General features: G+C 53.6%; 12 protein-coding genes. 7 read left to right on the forward strand and 5 right to left on the reverse strand.

The annotated features are described in order from the left end of the window. Nucleotides 1-19 precede the first annotated feature (19 nt). The 5 genes from LN244_RS06820 to LN244_RS06840 form a co-directional block, all read right to left on the reverse strand. Complete coding sequence (locus LN244_RS06820) at nucleotides 20-3076, reverse strand: efflux RND transporter permease subunit (RefSeq protein ID WP_239042095.1); 3057 nt, start codon at nucleotides 3074-3076, stop codon at nucleotides 20-22. Then, complete coding sequence (locus LN244_RS06825; protein ID WP_239042096.1) at nucleotides 3073-4125, reverse strand: efflux RND transporter periplasmic adaptor subunit; 1053 nt, start codon at nucleotides 4123-4125, stop codon at nucleotides 3073-3075. Before LN244_RS06825 ends, LN244_RS06820 begins: the two co-directional genes overlap by 4 nt. A 17-nt stretch (nucleotides 4126-4142) precedes the next feature. After that, a complete protein-coding gene (locus LN244_RS06830) occupies nucleotides 4143-4748 on the reverse strand; it encodes a TetR/AcrR family transcriptional regulator (protein ID WP_239042097.1) in 606 nt (201 codons plus the stop codon). A gap of 85 nt (nucleotides 4749-4833) precedes the next feature. Then, nucleotides 4834-6000: a GGDEF domain-containing protein gene (locus LN244_RS06835; protein ID WP_239042098.1), complete on the reverse strand. Its 1167-nt coding sequence runs from the start codon at nucleotides 5998-6000 to the stop codon at nucleotides 4834-4836. Between the two features lie 55 nt (nucleotides 6001-6055). Beyond that, the gene (locus tag LN244_RS06840; RefSeq protein ID WP_239042099.1) at nucleotides 6056-7243 is read right to left on the reverse strand and encodes a pyridoxal phosphate-dependent aminotransferase; all 1188 of its coding nucleotides are present in this window, start codon (nucleotides 7241-7243) and stop codon (nucleotides 6056-6058) included. 198 nt (nucleotides 7244-7441) lie between these two features. Between LN244_RS06840 and uvrB the strand changes: the two genes are divergently transcribed. The 7 genes from uvrB (at nucleotide 7442) to LN244_RS06875 (ending at nucleotide 16291) form a co-directional block, all read left to right on the forward strand. After that, nucleotides 7442-9454: an excinuclease ABC subunit UvrB gene (gene uvrB, locus LN244_RS06845; RefSeq protein ID WP_239042100.1), complete on the forward strand. Its 2013-nt coding sequence runs from the start codon at nucleotides 7442-7444 to the stop codon at nucleotides 9452-9454. Between the two features lie 37 nt (nucleotides 9455-9491). After that, complete coding sequence (locus LN244_RS06850; RefSeq protein WP_239042101.1) at nucleotides 9492-10229, forward strand: sulfite exporter TauE/SafE family protein; 738 nt, start codon at nucleotides 9492-9494, stop codon at nucleotides 10227-10229. A 34-nt stretch (nucleotides 10230-10263) separates the two neighbouring features. Continuing rightward, on the forward strand, nucleotides 10264-11409 hold the full coding sequence (locus tag LN244_RS06855) for a substrate-binding domain-containing protein (RefSeq protein ID WP_239042102.1): 1146 nt from the start codon (nucleotides 10264-10266) through the stop codon (nucleotides 11407-11409). Further along, nucleotides 11399-13129, forward strand: coding sequence for a sensor histidine kinase (locus tag LN244_RS06860; RefSeq protein ID WP_239042103.1), 1731 nt, complete (start codon nucleotides 11399-11401; stop codon nucleotides 13127-13129). The genes LN244_RS06855 and LN244_RS06860 overlap by 11 nt, the downstream gene beginning before the upstream one ends. A 166-nt stretch (nucleotides 13130-13295) precedes the next feature. Continuing rightward, complete coding sequence (locus LN244_RS06865) at nucleotides 13296-14369, forward strand: TRAP transporter substrate-binding protein (RefSeq protein WP_239042104.1); 1074 nt, start codon at nucleotides 13296-13298, stop codon at nucleotides 14367-14369. A gap of 81 nt (nucleotides 14370-14450) precedes the next feature. Next, nucleotides 14451-14987: a TRAP transporter small permease subunit gene (locus tag LN244_RS06870; RefSeq protein ID WP_239042105.1), complete on the forward strand. Its 537-nt coding sequence runs from the start codon at nucleotides 14451-14453 to the stop codon at nucleotides 14985-14987. A gap of 14 nt (nucleotides 14988-15001) precedes the next feature. Then, nucleotides 15002-16291, forward strand: coding sequence for a TRAP transporter large permease (locus LN244_RS06875; protein ID WP_239042106.1), 1290 nt, complete (start codon nucleotides 15002-15004; stop codon nucleotides 16289-16291). Nucleotides 16292-16342 lie beyond the last annotated feature (51 nt).

The raw sequence follows: 16342 nt of genomic DNA on the forward strand, positions 1-16342 counted from the left end.
TTTCACGTGCGTGCTTCCTTTATCGGTGTGCAGGATCAGGCTCGACCTGACGGAAGTTGCGTTTACCTAAATAACTGTAGACTGTTGGGATCACAAAGAGGGTCAAGAGCGTGCCCAGCAGCATACCGCCGACAATCACCCAGCCAATCTGTTGACGTGACTCGGCGCCAGCGCCGAAGGCCACAGCCAGCGGCAGGGCTCCCAGTACGGTTGCGCCTGTTGTCATCAGGATAGGACGCAAGCGTAATGCGGCGGCTTCAACGACGGCATCACGCAATTCGGTGCCACGGTCCTGAAGCTGGTTGGCGAACTCGATAATAAGAATGCCATGCTTGGTCACCAGTCCGACCAGCGTGATCAGACCAATCTGGCTATAGATACTCAATGAGCCGCCACTGTAATGCAGCGCCAGCAGAGCTCCGGCCAGTGCCGGAGGTACCGATAGCATGATGATCAATGGGTTCTTGAAGCTCTCGAACTGTGCTGACAGCACCAGGAAGATGAATATCAGAGCCAGGCCGAATGTCATCTGCAGGGTGTTGCTGGACTCCTTGAATTCACGCGATTGGCCGGCATAGTCGTACAGCGCTTCCGGGGCGACTTCCTTGAGACTTTGCTCCATGAAGGTCAGAGCCTCACCAAGGCTGTAACCAGGTGCGAGCATTGCCTGAATCTTGACCGCTTTGAGTTTGTCAAAGTGGTTAAGCTCCTTGGCGGTGATGCTTTCTTCAACAGTGACGAGGTTGGCCAGCTGGATCATGTCACCATTACTGCCACGCACATAGGCGTTGGTCAGATCGCCCGGAACCTGGCGGTAACGATCTTCGATCTGAAGAATAACGTCATACTGCTCGCCCTGCTGTTTATAGCGAGTCAACTCGCGACCCGCCATAAAGGTTTCCAGGCTGCGACCGATTGTGTTTACGTCGATACCTACATCAGAAACCTTGTCTCGATTCAGGGTGACCAGCAGTTCAGGCTTGTTGAGCTTAAGGTCGCTATCCGGCTGGGCAAGCCCCGGGTTCTGGGCAATTTTCTCCATCATCTTGTCAGTAATCACTGCCAGCTGCTCATAGTCAGCAGTGGTCTTGATAATGAACTCGACTGGACGTGAAATGATGCTTTGCCCCAAAGAGGGCAGATTCATGGCAAAGCTCATATTGCCGGTCACACCCGCATACAGCTGAGGTGTAAGACTGTCTGTGATCGCCTGTTGCTTGCGTTCACGCTGGTCCCAGTTCTCAAGGCGCAGGAAACTCAGTGAGTTGGTTTCACTCGGGAAGCCCACCACTCCGAAGTAGTACATTCCCTCTGGCACTTCGCCGACGATCTTTTCGACCTGGCGGGCATAGCGATCAACGTAGTCAACGGATGAGCCCTCAGGAGAAATCGAGAAGGTCATGATGGTGCCACGGTCTTCGGTCGGAGCCAGTTCCTGAGGAAGCTGCTGGTAAAAGTAAGCCGCACCGGCTGCGCTGGCACCCAGCAGGAAAACGGCCAACAGACGAGACCGCAGTACTCTGCTCAGAATGCGTTGGTAAAAATCACTCAAACGATTGAGCCAGCCTTCAATGAGGTTGAAAATGGCGCTGTGACGCTTCTCGTGATGCAGCAGTCGGGAGCTGAGCATCGGAGACAATGACAATGCAATGAACGTCGAAACCACGACGGCACCTGCCAGTGTCAAGGCAAATTCCGTAAACAGTTTGCCGGTACGCCCGGTTGAGAAGGCTACGGGCACGAATACCGCCACCAGTGTAGCCGTGGTGGCAATGACGGCAAAGCCGATCTCGCGAGCGCCCTTGAAAGCAGCCTGAATCGGATCAAGCCCGGCTTCGACATGACGGTAGATGTTTTCCAGCATAACGATGGCGTCATCCACCACGAGCCCTATGGCGAGCACCAGTGCCAGCAGAGTCAGTGTGTTGATGGAGAAATCCATCAGCAGCATCATCGCGAAAGCACCGACCAGCGACAGAGGGATGGTGATCACAGGAATCAGTGTGGCCTTGAGGTTGCGCAGGAAGAAGAAGATGACCAGCACGACCAGTACACCCGCCTGCCACAAGGTGGTGAAAACTGACTCGATTGACTCTTCAATGAAGATGGAGGAGTCATATCCTACCTGAGCATGCATGCCCGGTGGCAGGTTCTGTTCGATCTGTACCAGCATTTCGCGGACACCTGCAGATACATCAAGCGGGTTGGCCGTTGATTGCTTGATCACACCCAGTGCTACGGCGTTGTTACCGTTGAAGCGTGCGGTGTTGCGCTCTGAAGCCGGGGCAATCTCCACGCGCGCGACATCGCGAACACGCACTGGATAGCCGTTATCGTTACGGATGATGATGCGCTCGAACTCGGATACGGAATTCAGGTCTGTCTGGGCCAGAACGGTGAATTCACGGTCGCGGCTCTCGATGCGACCGGCCGGGATTTCGACATTCTGTGCGCTCAATGCAGCCTCGATATCCTGCGGGACCACCCTATAGGCTGCCATCTTCTGTGGGTCCAGCCAGATTCTCATGGCGTAGCGGCGCTCACCGACGATCATGACGCTTGCAACACCAGGTACGGTTTGCAAAGGATCCTTGACCCGGTTTTCGGCGTAGTCAGTCACTTCCATGGTGGTGTGACTGTCGGAAGACAGTGCAATCCAGATGATTGGCTGTGCGTCGGCTTCCGATTTGGCGACAACTGGTTCCTCAATATCGTCGGGCAATTGGCCGCGGACTCGGCCGACTCGATCGCGCACTTCACTTGCAGCGTCGTCTGGGTCCCGCTCGAGGCGGAACGTGACTGAAATCTGGCTTTTTTCAGAGCGGCTAATCGAACTGATGAAGTCGATGCCTTCGATGCCGGAAAGCGAGTCCTCGATAATCTTGGTAACCTGCGACTCGATGATTGAAGCGCTGGCGCCAGGATACACCGTCTCCACAGAAACAACAGGGACGTCAATTTTGGGGTATTCGCGAACACTTAGTCGGTCATAAGCGATCAGGCCGACCAGCAGAATAAGCAGGCTCAATACGCTGGCCAGTACCGGGCGCTTGATACTGATATCAGACAGGATCATGAGCCTTTACCCTCACTGCTTCCCGGTTGTGCAAATATGGGGGTTACCGGCATGCCAGGTTGTAGCTTTATATGGCCGGCGGTTACCACCACGGCTCCGGGCTTCAGGCCTGAAAGGATCTGGACCTCGCCATAACGGCGGCTGCCTGTGGTAACGGGGACCATCTCAACCTGGTTGGCGTCATTCACCTGCATGATGAGGGTTTGATTACCCTGAAGAATCAGGGTCTGCTCGGGCACAACAAGTGCCTGCTCATCGCGTGAGGTGATGATGGTAATGCGTGCAAACAACCCGGGACGCATCAGTCCTTCTGAGTTTGGTACTCGGGCACGCACACTGATGTTGTGGCTGTTGGGGTTTGCGCTGGGTGAGATCGCATAAATCTCGCCCGCAAAGGCAGAGTCACCAAGCGCATCGACGCTTAGGTTGATCGGCTGACCAACGTGAAGCTGCTGCAAATGTCGTTCAGGGATGCTGAACTCCACTTTCAAACTGGAGGTGTCGGTCAGTTCTACAAGATCCTGCCCGGTGGTGACGAAATCACCCGGGCTGACGAGTCTAAGGCCCACAGTTCCGGTAAAGGGTGCGCGAACGGTCATCTTTTCCAGGCGAGTACGGGCCAGTGCGACTTCGGCCTCATCCACACGCAATTGTGCCAGTTTGGCGTCATGCTCGGTCCGCGAGCCGACGCGCTTTTGCAGCAGGCTGGCCGCACGTTCGTATTCAAGCTGGCTAAGGCGGGCACGGGCCTGCGCCTGTGCAAAGGCCGCATCATAGAGCGCACTATCAAGCTTGAACATCGGGCTGTCTTCACTGACCTGCTGGCCTTCCTCAAACAGGATCTCGCTGATGCGCCCGCTTTGTTCCGGGCGGATCATCACCGATTCATTGGCCTGCAGCACGCCCACAGCGGTCAGTGACTGCTCGAGCAATGTGGGCTGCACACGCATCACTTCGGCCGGCAATCCAGATGGTTTGCCGTCCTCTGCCCATGTGTGCGGGCTGTTGAGCAAACTGGTCAAACAGATGGCTACTAGTGTTTTTCTCATGTCGGGCTCTTGGGGGCTTAGAGTTGTTGGGGTGGCAGCAGGTTCTGCCAAAGCATATCGACTGCCTGGTACAGCGGGGCGCGGCTGTTCTCGGTCTTCATACGCAGGACGGCACCTTGCCAGTAATCCCAAATCAGCTGCGCAAGCTCATTGGCAGGCAGGTCGGTTCTTACGGTGCCTTCCTCTTGGCAGATCCTTATGTCATCCGTAATCGCATGCAATACACGGCTGATGGCGTTACGGATCGCAGCGCGAAAATTGTCCGACGCAAGTGCCATTTCGCCAGAGAGGTTGGCCAGCAGTCCGCCGATGCGTTCATTGGAAATACTGAATTCTTCAATCAGGCGGCGCATCATGATCTGCATCTTGGCCGCGTGTGAACCTTCCAGTCGTGAAAACTCTTCCTGCCAGCAATCCATTTCAAGAACTTGATAATGTTCAATAACTTCAATGGCATAGGCTTCCTTGCCACCAAAAAAGTTATAGAAGGACCCGCGGGAGACGCCGCAGGCCTCCAGAATCATGCTCAAGCTGGTGCCGTGGTAGCCGTGCAACTGGAACAGGGAGTTGCCGATTTCCAGTAGTGCTTCGCGGCTGTGTGTGGGCGGTCTGCCTCTGGTCATTAAATTGAACCATTCATTCCAGAAAACAGGTATTCTGCATCATTGGAATGATCGGTTCAATATTAGGGGGCGCTGTTTTTGGGCTTCAGGTTTTTTTCTTGGCCTGTTTTAAGCGGCTGTCGGCCAGTAGCATCAGTTCATCGCTGCTGCCATTGGCTTCGGTCATCAGTGCGTAGCCTGCACTGGCCTTGAAAGGGTGGTTCAGCTGTTCGGCCATGCTGCGGTTCAGCAGGTCCAGTCGCTTGATGATGGGTGCCGCTTTCTTGCTGACAGGCATCAGTAATACGAACTCATCCCCGCCAAATCGAAAAACCTGGTCGTTGGGTCGGCATTCGTGCCGTAACTTGTCAGCATATGTGCACAGAACGCGGTCGCCTTCCTGGTGGCCAAACTCGGCATTGATGCGGGACAAACCGTCGATATCAATAAGCGCCAGCATGTATTCATGCTCAGGAAAGGACTTCTCACATTGTGAAAGCGCATTATCCAGAGCATCACGCTGGGGCAGATGGGTGAGTGGGTCGGCGGTATAGGCTGTTGGTTCGGACTCAGCGTTTTTGGGTGGCAGCCAGGCTCCAACCAGGTCGGCGCAGAGCTGCAGCAGGTGAATGCTGTCTGTCAGATTGGCTTTGGGCTCTTTGTCCCAGACCGCCAAGTGCCCGATTGTCTCGCCGCTGGCGTCTTCGATACGTTGACCCAACCAGATACCTGACGTCGGCATCAAGGGGTCCCGAGTGGCTTTAATCCATTCCTGTATCTGGGTGGTTGGTGCCTGGTGGATGTAAAGCGAAGCGGCAAGGCTATCGTGAAGCTCAAGGGTTTGTGGAGGGTGCTGCTCACCGGCATGCCAATGGCCTACCAGGGTCAGTTGATGGTTATTCAGGGTAGTGCAGGCGGCTGACGACTCCCAGTCGAGTAGCTCACACAGAACCTGTGGTAGAGCAAAGAAAGGACTGATGCCTTTTTGCAGTTGTGGTATCAGGGCTTGCATCAGTTGACGTTGCTGAGAGGCGGCCCGGTGCCCGCTTGCTATGATCAGCGTATGATCACCTGCGCTCAGGCGCTCAAACACGATGCCTGCGCATACAACAATTTCTCCCTTGCCCTCGTTTCCCCAGTGTTCCAATTGGTGGCGATCAGACTTGGCTAGCGAGTTAAATGCATCGTTACTCCAGTGTGTGTCACCTTCCTTGAGCAGAAGAGCGGGAGCCGACGTTGAGGCAAGCAGTTGGGTGAGAGCGTGGGTTTTCATGGCAGGTTATCTGTGGCGTAAAGAAAACGCCCCGGTTGAACCGGGGCGTAGGGTGTTACTTCTCAAGTGCCGCTTTGATGCGGCTGATTGCCGATTCCAGCACGTTAAGGCTGGTGGCGAATGAGAGTCGCATATTACCCGGAGCGCCAAAGGCTGAGCCGGGTACCAGTGCCACACCGGCTTCCTGCAGCAGGAACTCGGCGAGGGCGATGTCATCAGCAAACTCTGGACGAGAATCGATCACCTTGTGGAAGCTCGGGAATGCGTAGAAGGTGCCGTCAGCTTCGATGCAGTCGACGCCTTCGATCTCGTTCAGTGCTGCGACGACAAAGTCATGACGCTGTTTGAACGCAGTGACCATCATCTCGACGCAGTCCTGTGGGCCTTCCAGTGCGGCCTGGGCTGCAACCTGAGCTATAGAGTTCGGGTTGGAGGTGCTCTGGGACTGAATCTTCTTCATCGCACCGATCAGTTTGGCCGGGCCAGCAGCGTAACCGATGCGCCATCCTGTCATGGAGTAGGCCTTGGAAACACCGTTTAGCACGATGGTACGGTCATACAGTTCAGGGCAGGCGTTCAGGATGTTAACGAACGGCTGCTCGGTGAACAGGATGTGCTCGTACATATCGTCGGTAGCGACCAGCACATTCGGGTACTTATTCAGTACCTCACCCAGCGCTTTAAGCTCTTCCAGTGTGTAAGCTACGCCGGAAGGGTTGGATGGGCTGTTTAGTACCACCAGGCGAGTTTTGTCGGTGATCGCTTCATCCAGCTGTTCCGGTGTGATCTTGAAACGCTGTTCCTGAGTTGTGGTGATGATGACAGGGGTGCCTTCGGCCACAATAACCATGTCCGGGTAAGACACCCAGTATGGCGCAGGAATGACGACTTCGTCACCCGGGTTGAGCAGGGCCAGTGCCAGGTTGAAAAAGCTCTGCTTGCCACCGCTTGAGACCAGGATCTGGTTGGCTTCATATTTGAAGCCGTTCTCACGTTCGAATTTGGCGATAATGGCCTTTTTCAGCGCTGGAGTGCCATCCACGGCGGTGTACTTGGTAAAACCGTCCTGAATGGCTTTGGTAGCCGCGGCCTTGATGTGCTCCGGGGTATCGAAATCAGGTTCGCCGGCACCCAGGCCGATAATGTCTTTGCCTTCGGCACGCAACTCGGCAGCACGGTTGGTGACTGCCAGGGTGGGGGAAGGTTTGATGCTGTTCACGCGGTTGGAAAGCTGCACGTCCAAGCCTTGGTCCTCTCTATAAATCGGTGCAAGGTATCCATCAATGCATATAGCCAGAAGAGCATACAGCATAAGTGACCGGGTCTGAATGCCCCCGAGTCAAAAAAGCCGATGTTGAAGTGAAGATCCATTGGCTCAGTAATTTAATGCGTACTTGCTGACAAGGTATACTGTTGGGTCATCTTGAATAGTGGTGGAGTGATGAAACAAAGGTTCAGGGTTCAGTCGGCCTTCGCGCCGGCCGGGGATCAGCCCAAGGCGATCGAAATGCTGGTCGATGGTCTTGAATCGGGTCTGGCGGCTCAGACGCTGCTCGGCGTTACAGGTTCAGGGAAGACGTTCACCATCGCCAATGTTGTCGCGGCCGTTCAGCGTCCCACAATTATCATGGCGCACAATAAGACCCTGGCGGCACAGCTGTATGGGGAGTTCCGCGAGTTTTTCCCCGATAATGCCGTGGAATACTTTGTTTCCTACTACGATTACTACCAGCCGGAAGCCTATGTGCCCTCGTCGGATACCTTCATAGAGAAGGACGCCTCCATAAACGATCACATCGAACAGATGCGTCTGTCAGCGACCAAGGCGCTGCTGGAGCGTGATGACGCAATTATCGTAGCCACTGTATCTGCAATCTACGGATTGGGTGACCCTCAATCGTACCTGTCGATGATGTTGCATCTGGACCGTGGCGATGTGATTGATCAGCGCGACCTGTTGCGTCGATTGGCTGAGCTCCAATACACACGCAATGATATCGAGTTTCATCGCGGGACCTACCGTGTGCGGGGAGATGTGATTGATGTGTTTCCCGCCGAGTCGGAAAAGGAGGCGATTCGAATAGAGCTCTTTGGCGATGAGGTGGATCAGATTGCATGGTTTGACCCTCTGACCGGTGAAGTGCTGCGCAAGGTGCCTCGCGCAACGATTTATCCAAAAACCCACTATGTTACGCCGCGTGAAACACTGCTCGAAGCAACCGAACATATCAAGGAAGAGCTTCAGCACAGGCTCAAGCAGCTCAAGGACAACAACAAGCTGGTTGAAGCTCAACGGCTGGAGCAGCGTACCCTTTATGATATCGAGATGATATTGGAGCTGGGTTATTGCTCGGGGATCGAGAATTACTCGCGTTATTTGTCAGGTCGTGAGCCTGGGGCGGCACCTCCGACATTGTTTGACTATCTGCCGGATGATGCGCTGCTGGTCATCGACGAATCCCACGTCACCGTGCCGCAGATTGGTGCCATGTACAAGGGGGACCGATCACGCAAGGAGACGCTGGTGGAATATGGCTTCCGACTGCCATCGGCACTGGACAACCGTCCGATGAAATTCGAGGAGTGGGAGCGCATCTCGCCCCAGATGATTTTTGTTTCGGCCACCCCCGGTAAATACGAAGCCCTGCATGCGCAGCAAGTCGTCGAGCAGGTCGTGCGTCCGACGGGCCTCATTGATCCGGTGGTCGAAGTGCGGCCGGCAAGTACACAGGTTGATGATCTGCTTGAAGAGATCAATCGCGTCGTTGCCCGCAAGGAACGAATAGTGGTGACGGTGTTGACCAAGCGAATGGCAGAGGACCTGACCGAGTATCTCGCCGAGCATGATGTCCGAGTACGTTACCTGCATTCGGATATTGACACTGTCGAGAGGGTCGAAATCATTCGGGACCTGCGTATCGGTGAATTTGACGTTCTCGTAGGGATCAACCTGTTGCGAGAAGGGATCGATATGCCTGAAGTGGCTTTGGTGGCAATTCTCGATGCAGATAAGGAAGGGTTCCTGCGTTCTGAAACCTCCATGATTCAGACGATCGGTCGCGCCGCACGTAATGTGAACGGGCGTGCGATTCTCTATGCTGATCGCATCACCGGTTCGATGCAGCGTGCGATTGACGAAACCGAACGACGCCGTGAAAAGCAGCTTGCCTTCAATGCCGAGCATGGCATCATCCCGCGTGGAATCCGCAAATCCGTTGCCGATATCATGGAAGGTGCCCAGCAGATTCCAGGTAAAAAAGGAAAGAGTGGAGCCCGCAAAGTGGCCGAACCTTCGGCTGAGTACTCAGTGGATGTATCAAGGCTGTCACCGGATGAATTGGTGAAGGCGATGAGCCGACTGGAAGACCAGATGTACGAAGCCGCCAAGAACCTCGAGTTCGAGAAAGCTGCGGCCTATCGTGATGAACTGGAGCGATTGAAGCACAGTGGTTGAAGCAAAGAAGCTGTTCATACAGAAGTAGGGAATCTTTATGCTGGAATGGAGTGTGCTTGTCGTCGCTGGCTACCTTGCTGGGGTCTTGAATGCAATCGCAGGTGGCGGGTCCTTCTTGACGTTTCCTGCGCTGGTTTGGGCCGGTGTTCCTCCAATCGTGGCCAATGCAACCAGCGCAGTGGCCGTATTGCCGGGGTATCTGGGGGGGGCAGCAGGTTTTCGCCGTGAACTTGGCGAAATGAGCCGTGCATCCCATGTGAAAATGTCTCTGGTTGGTCTGACCGGAGGCCTCTGTGGCGGACTCTTGCTGCTGATCACGCCTGCAGATGTATTTTCGCAGGTTGTGCCTCTGCTGTTGCTGCTGGCAACGCTGATGTTTGCGTTTGGGCAACAGTTGCTGGCGCGTATTCGCAAGAGTGAGCATCCCTTGCCGCTGTTGCCCGGGTTGTTTGCCGTTGCCGTGTACGGCGGCTATTTTAATGGTGGGTTGGGTATCATGTTGCTGGCCATGTTTGCTGCGGCGGGCATGAGCAATATGCTGCTCATGAATGGCCTGAAAAACTGGGTTTCATTTGTTATCTCCTTAATTTCGGTAGTCGCTTTTGCCCTGGCGGGTAAGGTGCTCTGGCTGGAAGCAGTGGTTATGATGTTGGCTGCTACCCTGGGAGGCTACCAGGGCGCTGCATTATCCCGGCGTCTGCCGGCAAACTGGGTTAAGGCTTTTGTGGTCCTGGTAGGTCTGGTGATGACGGCGATATTTTTTGCTCGAGCCTGATGGATAAAGTCGAACAGGGAATTGGTATCTAAGGATGACAAGAGAGTCGCAGGGAGATCGCCGGTTTGGTGGGGTGATCAGACAGCAGTGGTCATGTTTTCTGCTGTTGATGGTAATGGCTTGTCTGTTGAAGGTGCAGGCGGCAGGGCTTGGGGACTACTGGACCCTGGAGCAGTACTACAATGCACACCCTGATCAGAAAGTGTGGCTTGAAGAGCTGCAGCGAGAGGTTGATAAAGACCCAGTCCCCGTAAAACCGGGTGTTCAGAACCGTCCGGTTCGTATCGCGCAGGTTTATCCTGGGCTGCAGGCTTCGAGCTACTGGTCAGACAGCGAGAAGGCGCTGGTGGGTCGCTTGAAAGACCTGGGTATTGAGTTTGAATTGGAGGCGCGCTACACCAGCCCAAATACCCAGCTGGATGAGCAGATCCGACAAATCCGCGAATTGCTGGACTGGAAGCCTGATTATCTGATCTACACGTTGGACTCCCCGCGACAAAAGCTGCTGGTTGAGCGGCTGGTGCAAAATACAGAGACGCGCCTGATTCTGCAGAATATCACTACCCCCTTGAAAGACTGGGAGTTGCGTCAGCCCTTCATGTATGTCGGCTTTGATCATACCGAAGGTGCGCGCCTGCTTGCTCAGCATTTTGCGAAGTGGTTTGCTGAAGCTGATTACGGCGTGCTTTTTCGCAGTAAAGGGCTGGTCAGCCAGATGCGCGGTACCGGCTTTATTCAGGGGGTGCCTGCAGAGCACCGACTGCTTAGCAGTTACTACTCGGACTCCAGTCGAGAAGGTGGGCGAAATGCGGCGTTACGCATGCTCTCAGAGCACCCTGAACTCGACTACATTTACGCCTGTTCAACTGACGTGGCGCTGGGAGCGCTGGATGCACTGGAACAATTGGAGCGCAAGGATGTGGTGGTTAATGGCTGGGGTGGTGGCCCGGAAGAGATAGAACAGCTCCTTTCGGGACGCTTGCCGGTTGTTTTAATGCGCCTGAGTGATGAGGCCGGGATCGCCATGGCAGAAGCGATGCGGCGAGACCTGATAGGAAAGCCGGTGCCTAAAGTCTATTCAGGTCAGTTTGTTGTTCTTGATGATCGGATGGCTGAAGAGAATATTCGCCATTATGAAACACGTGCCCACCGTTACTCCGGAGGGGCGCATGTTCAATAAGCCAAAATTCAAGGTTCTTACCTTTCTGCTTACCCTGACCTCTTCACTGGTGTTTTTGGCGGTGTTTGTAGGTACTGCCTTCGTAGAGTCAAAGCAGGTCATTGAGCTTCAGGCTGAGGGGTACAACCGTGCTCTTGCAGCGCGATACTTGCAACGCCTGAACGAGTACTTTCAGCTGGTGGCAGAGGAAGCGCATGCAATTGGTGCCAATTCGGAACATGTCGAAGCACTGCATGCGGGAGATCAGCATCGGTTCAATACCAGTCTGACCCATTGGGAAGAAACCTATGAACATATTCATTATGACTTTGTAGCGGCCTCCCTATTCGAAGGTGATGTGTGTTACCTCTCGCGCAGCTATGTGCCTGAGTTGAGTATCCTGCCCTGTGAAGAGCTGGCTCGGGAGGGGGATGATCTTGCCAGCCCCGGATGGCGCCTGGTCCAGGTTCAGGGTGAGTGGCTGGCGGTTTATTCAGAGCCTTTGTCCTTGAAAGACACGGGTAAGATTATCGGACAGTTGATGGTGGGTGTGCGGCTGAAAGGTAATCGCTACCTAATTAATCAGTTGTTGATGCCATCGGATGGCCTACAAATGTTGGGTATTTTCAGTGGCGATGAGCCACTGGCAAAGCTGGACAGGGTGGATGAGCAATTCCCGGTGCAACAGGGGCTCAGAATTACCTTCTCAGAAGGAGGTACGCCCTTGGGGCAGGATATTCGCATTGGCCTGGTTTCAAGAGATTTGGCCCAGGTGCAATTACGAGAAGCACTGATTGAAACGCTTGTCTACGGCTGCCTGCTGGCACTGGGTGTTTCACTTGGACTTGCGCTGCTTTTGTCCGGAGCGGTGGACAGGCAGTTGCAGCAGCTGATCACCTTTACTCGGCTTGCTAATCTGAATCGCAATACGCGCTGGCCGGAAATTCGTATCCGAGAGTTCAACCTGATCGGCGAAGAAGTTGTCAGCATTGTGAATTGTCTGAAGGAACGTGAGGATGAACTGGAGGGACTTAATCGACAGTTATCCAAGAATAACGAAGAGAAGCGTCAGATCCTTCAGCATTTGATTCAGGCTCAGGAACGGGAGCGACTGCGTCTGTCCAATGAACTTCACGATGATATGGCTCAACTCCTGGTTGCTGTGAAGATGAATCTGCAGTTACACCGGGAGGAACTGAAGAAAATAGACTGCCCGCGCGAAACGCTCGAGCATGCAATCGAGCTGGTAAACACGATTTACGATACGGTTTATAACCGGATAAGAATGTTGCGGCCTTTCGAATTAAATGATTTTGGCCTTGGCGTCAGTTTGACCTCTCTTCCGGCAGTCAAAATCCTTGAACAGCTGGATTATGCAGTTGAGTTTGATATTAATCAGTCGCGTCCGCTGCAAAAGGAGCTGATGTCCAGCCTCTATCGCATCGCTCAGGAAGCATTGTCAAATGTAATCAAGCATGCCGGTGGTACTTACGTACTGGTTAAGCTGGAGGATGAGTCAGATGGATTGCGCATGGTGATCGAAGATGACGGGGAAGGCTTCGGTGACAATGCTGCCACGCGTACAGGAGGTTTTGGTTTGCTCGGGATTCGAGAACGCGCAGAGCATATGCATGCTGAGCTGACAATTCATTCGGATGAAGGTGTCAAAGTAGAGCTGTTTGTTCCAGCGCGTTATGCCTATGTTGATGATAAAGCGGGGGAGGTATTGGCTTCTACGTAATTATACGTAGTGGCTTGCGGCTTTTACCTGCGGCGCCTGCGTAGTAAAGGCAGGCATTTGCGGGGTATTGCGAATGTTTTTATTGCTCTGTCGTGTCGATACTGACAACTGCCGGCAACAGTTCCGAGTTGCCGGTCAGAACGACAACAGAGGATAGATAAAAACAATGTTTAAACTGACCTTTGCTCGTAAAATTATGGCGGCTGCTGCCTGTGCGGCTGTTCTGATTAGCCCGGCACAAGCGGCCGAGAAAGTTTATACACTCAAATTGGCTGAAACCTGGCCGACCAACTTTGGTGTTTTCAGTGAGCCTGCGCGCCGCATGGCCGACCTGGCCAACAAAATGTCCAACGGTCGCCTTGAAATTCGTATCGACACTGCCAACAAGCACAAGTCAGCTTTTGGTGTTTTCGATATGGTTCGTGCTGGCCAGTATGATATGGGCCACTCCGCATCCTATTATTGGAAAGGAAAAGTACCGAACACCCTGTATTTCACCACTATGCCTTTTGGTATGACCGCGACAGAGCAGTACGGCTGGTTCTACTATGGCGGCGGCATGGAGTTGATGCAGAAGGTTTATGAGCCGTTCAATCTGATGTCTTTCCCGGGCGGTAATACCGGTGTGCAGATGGGCGGCTGGTTCCAGAAAGAGATCAACAGTGTTGAAGACCTTGAAGGTCTGAAAATGCGTATTCCAGGCTTTGCGGGTGAAGTGCTGGCCAAGCTGGGTGCCAATCCGACAAATATTCCGCCGGGCGAGCTCTATACCTCGTTGGAGCGTCGAACCATTGATGCACTGGAGTGGGTTGGTCCCTCTATGGATCTACGCATGGGCTTCCACAAGATCGCTCCCTATTACTACACTGGCTGGCATGAGCCGGGCACCGAGCTGCAGTTCCTTGTTAACAAGCGCTCCTTTGACAAGCTGCCGGCTGATCTTCAGGAAATCCTGACAACGGCAATGCGTGTCGCTGCATATGACATGACTATTCAGTCATACCATGAGTCTGGACAGAACTGGGCAACCATGAAAGCAGAATTCCCGAACGTGGAAGTCAAGTCTTTCCCGCCTGAGGTTTTGGCCGCTTTGCGCAAAGCCAACGACGAACTGCTGGCTGAACATGCTGCCAACGATGAGCTTGCCAAAGAGATTCTTGATTCTCAGGCCGAGTACATGGGTGTCGTTCGTCAGTGGACCGATATTGCTGATCGCGCATATCTGAACAGCTTCGAATAAGCCTGTTCCGGGGCTCGGCTAGGCGAGCCCCATTCAACCGCCAGACGATTTGTCTGCAGTCCCTACCCGAGAGGACTTCACATGTTTCTGTTACGCCTTGAGCAGACGATCAACGCATTCTCAGACTGGCTGGGCAAGATCTCTGCTGTGCTATTTGTCTTGATGTTGTTCAACGTCTTCTATGACGTCATTACGCGTTACCTTTTCAACGATGTGTCTATCGCCATGCAGGAAATGGAGTGGCACCTCTTTGCGGCCATGTTCATGTTGGGTGTTCCATTTACGCTCAAGGCCGGAGGTCATGTGCGTGTTGACCTGATCTACGAAGGTTTGAGTCTGAAAAAGAAAGCCTGGATCGATCTGTTCGGTGTCCTGACATTGTTGTTTCCGTTCTGCCTGTTGGTGGCCTGGTACGGCGTGGACTTCGCCCGCGAATCCTTTGAGCTGGGTGAGGGGTCCGGTGACCCAGGTGGATTGCCCTACCGTTGGGTGATCAAGGCGGTGATCCCCTTTGCATTCTTCTGCACCTTCATCAGCGGGGTGGGGTTGATGCTGCGGGCGATCAATACTCTGAATGGTCATCACAAAAGCGATGACTACATCCCGACACAGCACTGACGAAGGACTTCACGATGATTGGTATAACAATGTTTTTCGTGGCCCTGGTGATGCTGTTGATCGGCTTCCCGGTGGCCTTCATCTTTGGCGGCGTGGCGCTATGGTTTGGCGTGTATGCTGAAGGTCCGGACATGTTTGCTTTCATGCCATTCCGCATCCAAAGCATTATGGAAAACACGGTATTGATGGCGGTGCCACTGTTTGTCTTCATGGGTATCGTGTTGCAGAAAACCCGATTGGCTGAGCAGTTGCTTGAGTCGATGGGTAAGCTATTTGGCGGCGTACGTGGCGGTCTGGCAATATCAACGGTACTTGTTGGGGCGCTCCTGGCTGCCTCAACCGGTGTGGTGGGTGCATCGGTAGTGGCGATGGGGCTTATCTCACTACCGGTGATGCTCAAGTACAACTATGACAAGAAACTGGCCTGCGGCACCATTTGTGCCTCCGGCACTTTGGGCCAAATCATTCCACCCTCAATTATCCTGATCATTCTGGGTGATGTGATGGGTATCCCGGTCGGTGATCTCTTTCAGGCAGCTATTCTGCCGGGTGCGATTCTGATTGGCGCCTATATTATCTATATCTTGATTTATACCTTCCTTAAACCTGAAGCCGCACCGGCGCTTCCTATGGATATGGACGACGGGACGAGAAAGCAGCAGGTTTACAAGGCCCTGAAGGCGATTATTCCACCCTTGGCGCTTATCCTGGTCGTACTGGGTTCCATCTTTGCCGGAATAGCCACACCAACAGAATCTTCGGCACTGGGTGGTGTAGGTGCCTTGTTTCTGGCGCTTGTCTACCGTCAATTCAGCTGGAAAATGGTTTATGAATCAGCAGCTGAGACCGTAAAAGTGACCGCAATGGTGTTTGCGATTCTGCTGGGCGCTACAGCGTTTTCGATGGCGTTCAGCTACACCGGCGGTGAGGAAGTAGTTGAACACTACCTGTCAAATCTGCCGGGTGGGGCCATGGGCTTCCTGCTACTGTCGATGCTGGCAATTCTGATTCTGGGTTTCTTTATCGACTTTGTCGAAATCAGTTTTATTATCGTACCGATTCTGCTGCCTGCGGCAGAAGTATTGGGTATTGCGCCGGTATGGTTTGCTATCCTGATTGCCATGAACTTGCAAACCAGCTTCCTGACGCCCCCATTTGGATTCAGTCTTTTCTATTTGAAAGGGGTGGCGCCACCACAGGTGCGCACGCTGGATATCTATAAGGGTGTTGTACCTTTCATTTTGCTGCAGATCGCGATCGTTATCTCGATATTGCTGTTCCCGGAATTCTACGGACTGGTTTAGACTGAAACGGCCCCATGCATCCGCATGGGGCTTTCTTGCATTTATTGAAGC

This window comes from Marinobacterium sediminicola (assembly GCF_022343685.1).
GTDB classification, from domain to species: domain Bacteria; phylum Pseudomonadota; class Gammaproteobacteria; order Pseudomonadales; family Balneatricaceae; genus Marinobacterium; species Marinobacterium sediminicola.